Source organism: Flavobacterium sp., from assembly GCF_035760125.1.
Classification (GTDB): domain Bacteria; phylum Bacteroidota; class Bacteroidia; order Flavobacteriales; family Flavobacteriaceae; genus Flavobacterium.
This window is the reverse complement of sequence record NZ_DASTTN010000463.1, coordinates 1-6,672: the sequence shown is the minus strand read 5'-3', so window position 1 is coordinate 6,672 and position 6,672 is coordinate 1. Positions and strand designations below refer to the sequence as shown.

Genomic DNA, 6,672 nt, shown 5'->3' with positions numbered 1-6,672 from the left:
GGTTTGGATATCGAAATGGGAACGCCTACAACAAAGTTCAACGAATTTTTCTTGGCCGATAGATTAATAGCCGCTGTTAAAGCTGGAGAAATTTCAGAAACCGAAATTAATAAACACGTAAAAAGAATATTAGGAGTCTTATTTCAAGTGAAAGCAATGGGAGGTAAAGACCGCGTTAAGGGAAGCATTGCAACCGAAGCTCATTACCAAGATGCTTACAAAATAGCAACAGAATCGGTTGTTTTGTTGAAAAACGAGAACAATGCATTGCCTTTAAAATTGGATGGTGTGAAATCCATTGCAGTAATTGGAAATAATGCAACCAAGAAAAATGCCTTGGGTGGATTTGGTGCAGGAGTTAAAACAAAAAGAGAGGTTACACCTTTGGACGGATTAAAAAGCAAATTACCAAGCTCAATCAAAATCAACTATGCCGAAGGATATTTAGAGCGTTATGAAGAAAAAAAGGTTGGGAAATTAGGGGATATTACAATGAATGGTCCTGTAACCATTGACCAATTAGACCCTGCTAAATTACAGGAAGCCATAGAAGCAGCTAAAAATTCTGATGTTGCAATTGTTTTTGCAGGTTCCAATCGTGATTATGAAACTGAAGCTTCTGACCGTAGAAGTCTAAAATTACCATTCGGACAGGAAGAATTAATTCAAAAAGTATTGGCTGTAAACCCAAGAACCATTGTGGTTATGGTTGCTGGCGCACCTTTTGATATTGATGAAATAGGTAAAAAAACGAATGCTTTAGTTTGGAGCTGGTTCAATGGTTCTGAAGGAGGAAATGCTTTGGTAGATGTATTGTTAGGAAAAGTAAATCCTTCCGGGAAATTACCTTGGACAATGCCAAAAAATATTATGGATTCGCCAGCACACGCTACAAACAGCTTCCCTGGAGGGAAAACTGTTGACTATGCGGAAGGAATTTTAGTTGGATACCGTTGGTTTGATACGAAAAAAATTGAACCTCTTTATCCTTTTGGATACGGATTGTCATACACCACTTTTGCTTTCGATAATGCTAAAATAGATAAAAAAGAATACACAGCCGATGAAACAATTGCAGTTTCAGTAACGGTTCAAAACACTGGTAAAGTAGATGGAAAGGAAGTTGTTCAATTGTACGCTTCTAAATCGGATTCACAAATTACCCGTGCTGCCCAAGAATTGAAAGGATTCCAAAAAGTATTGGTTAAAGCTGGAAATTCTCAAACAGTGACGATTAAAGTTCCAGTAAAAGAATTGGCTTATTACAATGTTGAAACCAAAAAGTGGACTGTTGAGCCAGGAAAATATACTTTGAATGTTGGAAGTTCTTCTCGTGATATTAAAAATAAAATTGATGTTACCATAAAATAACAATTGCTATTAATTAACCAATAACAAAACTATTATGAATAACAAGATTAAAAAATATGGATTTATTTTTTTTCTATGCTTTGCTTTTTTAAGTATTGTAGGCTGTAGCTCAGATAATGGAACTCCAGAGGAAACAAAACCAGAAACGAAAACGCTTACAACAGATGTTAATAAGATAGATTTTGTTGCCAAAGGAAATTCTGCCAGTGTTGCGGTTACAACTGATACTAAGACATGGACTATTTCTTCAACCGCTGATTGGATTAAATTAAGTAAAACTTCGGGAATGAATGGAACTAGTTTAGTAGCAATTACGGCTTTAGAAAACACAACTACAGCTGCTAGAACTGCCACAGTAACTATAAGTTCTAGCGAAGCTGAATCAGTGCAAATTTTAGTTTCACAAGCTGCAGGTACCGGTGCCGTTACGGGTTTGTATCCTAGTTATAACACTAATCCAATTGCTGATGACGCAACAGGAATGTCAAGTAGTGCTGTAGAACTGGCTGCCAAAATTAAATTGGGCTGGAATATTGGAAACACTTTGGAGGCCACACCTGGAGGCGAAACAGCTTGGGGGAATCCAAGTGTTACTAAGGCCTTGATTGATTTAGTTAAAGCAAATGGATTTAATGCTATACGAATCCCTTGTTCTTGGAATCAGTTTGCCAATGCCACAACAGCACAAATCACTGCAGCAAGGTTAGCTAGAGTAAAAGAAGTAGTGCAATATTGTGTTGACAATGATATGTATGTCATCATTAATATCCATTGGGACGGCGGATGGCTGGAAAACAATTGTACTGAAGAAAAAAAAGAAGCTAATAATGCCAAACAAAAAGCATTTTGGGAACAAATAGCAACCAATTTTCGCGATTTCGATGAGCATTTGCTTTTTGCCAGTGCCAATGAACCTAATGTTGAAAATGCTACTCAAATGGCAGTTTTGAAATCCTATCACCAAACATTTATTGATGCGGTTCGTTCAACTGGAGGGAAAAATGCATACCGTAACTTAATCATTCAGGGACCATCAACAGATATAGAAAAAACAAATACATTAATGACTACTTTACCAACAGATAAAGTGGCTAATAGAATGATGGCTGAGGTTCATTTCTATCCTTATCAATTTTGCCTTATGGATAAAGATGCGGACTGGGGTAAAATGTTTTACTATTGGGGAGAAGGAAATCACTCCACTACAGACACCGCACATAATCCTACTTGGGGAGAAGAAGCTGATGTAGATAAATTTTTCCTTTCTATGAAAACACAATTTGTAAGTAAAGGTATTCCAGTAATTTTAGGAGAATTTGGAGCAATCAGACGTAATTTAACTGGTGATGCATTAACGTTGCATTTAAAATCAAGAGCTGCCTTTTTAAAATATGTTGTAAAACAGTCAAAAGTTAATGGTTTAATTCCTTTTTACTGGGATGCTGGAAATTTAGGAGTAAATACAATGTCTTTATTTGATAGAACCAATAATACAATTTATGATCAGCAAGCATTAACTGCTTTGCAAGATGGATTGAAGTAACTTTAGAGTCGCTAAGTTGTTGAGATTCTAAGATTCTAAGTTTTGTTAAGACTCAGTATCTTAGAATCTCAGTGACTTAGAAACTTTTTTTAAATTATAAAAAATGAAAAAAAGTATTGTATTTCTTTTTTTGATGGCCTGCATATTGGCAAATGCTAATGTCCGAATGCCTTTGTTGTTTTCTGACGGAATGGTGTTGCAACGCAACAAAACAATTCCAGTTTGGGGTTGGGCTGACGCCAATGAAAAAGTTGAGGTTCATTTTAATAAGCAAACCAAAACGATCACAACAGATGCAACTGGCAAATGGATGGTGAGTTTAAATGCTGAAAAAGCAGGAGGACCTTTTGAATTAACTATTACAGGGAAAAACAAAATTGTCATCAAAGATGTGTTAGTCGGCGAAGTCTGGATTTGCTCGGGACAATCCAACATGGAGTTTCAGGTGAATAAAACGATGAATTCTCAAACAGAAATCAGCGATTCAAATTATCCTATGATTCGTCATTTTGGAGTAGCCCAAGATTTAAGCGGTACTCCAAAAGATGATTTAAAAGCGGGGAAATGGGAAGTTAGCAGTAAAGAAACAGTTGGCAATTTTACAGCTATTGGCTTTTATTTTGCTAAAAAATTATATGCCGAATTAAAAATCCCAATCGGAATCATCAATACGTCTTGGGGTGGAACTTGTGTAGAAACCTGGACGAGCCGTGAAGCATTCGAAAAAAGTGATGAATTCAAGGATATGATTGCCGGTGTGCCTTCGGTAGATATGGATGCCATTTTTGAAACTTACAAAAAATCACTTTTAGACAATATAAAAAAAATTCAAGGCTTTGAAGTGACAATGGACAATGAGAATCATTTTAAAGAATTGAATTTTAACGATGCCAATTGGCCTGAGATAAAAGTGCCTTCGCTGTGGGAAAACCAGCAAATAGGAAACATTGATGGCGTGGTTTGGATGCGAAAAACTATTGTTTTATCGGCTGAACAAGCCAAAAAAGAAGCCGTTTTATATTTGTCCAAAGTGGACGATGAAGATGTAACGTATGTTAATGGTGTTCTGGTAGGAACCAATAACATTTGGGAAACCAAAAGAGTCTATAAAATACCTGTCGATGTTTTGAAAGAAGGAACGAACGTAATTGCAGTTCGAATTGCCGATTATACAGGCGGTGGCGGAATTTACGGTGACCCAGCTGATTTGAAAATCGATTTCAAAGATTCCAATTTGCCACTTGACGGACTATGGAAATTTAATGTGGTACAGGTAAAAATTGCCGTATCTCCCAATAGTTACCCTTCGTTGTTGTACAATGCAATGGTAAATCCATTAATTCCGTATGCTTTTGAAGGGGTTTTATGGTATCAGGGAGAAGCCAATGTTTGGAGAGCCAATCAATACAAAAAAGCTTTCCCATTGATGATTACGGATTGGAGAATCAAATGGAATCAAGGTAATTTTCCTTTCTATTTTGTGCAGTTGTCAACCTTTGATGAATTTGGCGGGAATAGCAAAAAAGGTAGTCGTTGGGCAGAACTTCGCGAAGCACAAACCGAAACCTTGAAAGTGCCAAACACAGGAATGGCAGTAACTACCGATATTGGAAATGCAAAAGATATTCATCCAAAAAACAAGCAAGATGTTGCAAAACGTTTAGCATCAATTGCCTTGAACGATGTTTATGGTAAAAAACAAGTTTGCAGTGGTCCAATGTACAAGGCAATGGAAATCAAAGGAAAACAAATTTCTTTAAGCTTTGCATCTATTGGAAGCGGATTGTCAACAACAGATAAAACTGAAAATCTTAAAGGTTTTGAAGTTGCAGGAGCCGATAAAGTTTTTTATCCTGCCAAAGCTATTATTATAGACAATAAAGTAATCGTTTCCAGCGAAATTGTTACAAATCCAGTTGCCGTTCATTACGGTTGGGCAGATGATGATACCGAAATCAATCTTTTCAATAAAGAAAATTTCCCTGCATCTCCTTTCAGAACTGATAATTGGGAAATGATAACGGCTAATGAAAAATATAATGTCAGCAAATAATTGTAACCAGTAAAATTCAGGATGAAGAAATTAATTCTATTATTCATATTTTTTATGTCGCTTGTCATCAACGCACAGCAACAAAAAGCCTCGCAAAATAAGGAATCGTACAGCAATCCAATTTTTGCAGGAGATTATCCTGATCCATCAATAATCAGGGATGGGGAAGATTATTATATTGTACATTCCTCTTTCAATTATTATCCGGGATTGCTTATTTGGACTTCCCAGGATTTAATTAATTGGAAGCCAGTCACTCATGCATTAAAGAAAAGTGTGGGTTCGGTGTGGGCTCCGGATTTGGTTAAATACAACAACAAATTTTATATCTATTTCCCTGCCAATAACACTAATTATGTCGTTTGGGCAGATACTATAAATGGCCCATGGAGTGATCCAATTGATCTAAAAATTGGAAGTATTGACCCAGGACATTTTGTTGATGATAAAGGAAATCGTTTTATTTATTTCAGTGACGGAAGTTATGTGCCTCTTTCCAAGGATGGGCTTTCAGTAACAGGAAAAGCTACACACGCCTATGATGGTTGGAAAATACCAAGAGATTGGTCGATAGAATGTTTTTGTCTGGAAGGACCAAAAATGATTAAAAGAGGAGATTATTATTACCTAACCGTTGCCGAAGGAGGAACAGCAGGACCTGCAACTAGCCATATGGTAATTTCGGCTCGTTCAAAATCGCCTTTTGGTCCTTGGGAAAACGCACCTAATAATCCGATCATTAGAACAAATGACAGTTCCGAAAAATGGTGGTCAAAAGGCCACGCCTCCATTATAGATGACGCAAAAGGGAACTGGTGGGTGGTTTTTCATGGTTATGAAAACGGTTATTACAATATGGGGCGCCAGACGCTTTTACAACCCATAGAATGGACTTCCGATGGCTGGTTCAAAATGAAAGAAGGCATCAAAACCGAAGATGAAATAAAAAAACCAGCAGGTCAATCCATAAAAAGTGATTTCACACTTTCAGATACTTTTACAGGAACGAAACTTAATCCTCAATGGCAGTTTTTTGATGAGTATGATTCTCAAAGAACCACATTTTCTTCCAAAGGAATTAAAATCAAAGGAAAGGGAACAGGGATCGGTCAAAGTTCACCCTTGTTATGCACGCCTTCTGACCATTCATACACAGCCGATGTTGAAGTTGAAATAGAAGGTAACGCATCGGCTGGACTGGTTCTTTTCTACGACACTAAATTATTTACTGGTATCGCTTTCGATAAAGAAAATATTATGGCGATTCTCAGAGTTTGGCAATTCCCTACCGAAAAGGGAGTGAATAAAAGACACTTGTTTTTACGATTAGAAAAAAAGGAGCAAACAGTAAATATGTTTTACAGCATCGATGGAAAGGATTGGTTAAAAATCGAAAACTCAGCCGAGGTAAGTTCTTTCAATCATAATGTGCTAAGCGGTTTTATGAGTTTGAAATTGGGTCTTTCTGCTGTTGGTGATGGTTTTGTAACGTTCAAAAATTTTGTCTACTCTCCAAAATAAATAATAACTTTGGGCGTGACCACATCCCGATAAAAGGGCAGATTCTCTTTGCGGTTATACGCCCTTTTATCGGGATGCGGTCGGGCTATTCACGCTACTTCGGTAGCTAGTTCCTATCCCTCACGCGACCAAGATTGCGTTAAAAACAAAGAAATTAAAAACATATAATTATGCAGTCAAATTC

4 protein-coding genes are annotated in these 6,672 nt (G+C 36.9%); all 4 read left to right on the top strand.

Annotated features, from left to right (window positions below; genetic code table 11):
- The coding region (locus tag VFS71_RS16495) for a glycoside hydrolase family 3 C-terminal domain-containing protein (protein WP_326402657.1) at positions 1-1,371 on the top strand (1,371 nt) is incomplete at its 5' end.
- Between the two features lie 34 nt (positions 1,372-1,405).
- The gene (locus VFS71_RS16490) at positions 1,406-2,914 is read left to right on the top strand and encodes a cellulase family glycosylhydrolase (protein WP_326402656.1); all 1,509 of its coding nucleotides are present in this window, start codon (positions 1,406-1,408) and stop codon (positions 2,912-2,914) included.
- 103 nt (positions 2,915-3,017) lie between these two features.
- Positions 3,018-4,967 carry a sialate O-acetylesterase gene (locus tag VFS71_RS16485; RefSeq protein WP_326402654.1) on the top strand — a complete coding sequence of 650 codons (1,950 nt, stop codon included), beginning with the start codon at positions 3,018-3,020 and terminating at the stop codon, positions 4,965-4,967.
- Positions 4,968-4,988: 21 nt separating this feature from the next.
- The gene (locus VFS71_RS16480; RefSeq protein ID WP_326402652.1) at positions 4,989-6,488 is read left to right on the top strand and encodes a family 43 glycosylhydrolase; all 1,500 of its coding nucleotides are present in this window, start codon (positions 4,989-4,991) and stop codon (positions 6,486-6,488) included.
- Positions 6,489-6,672: the final 184 nt, after the last annotated feature.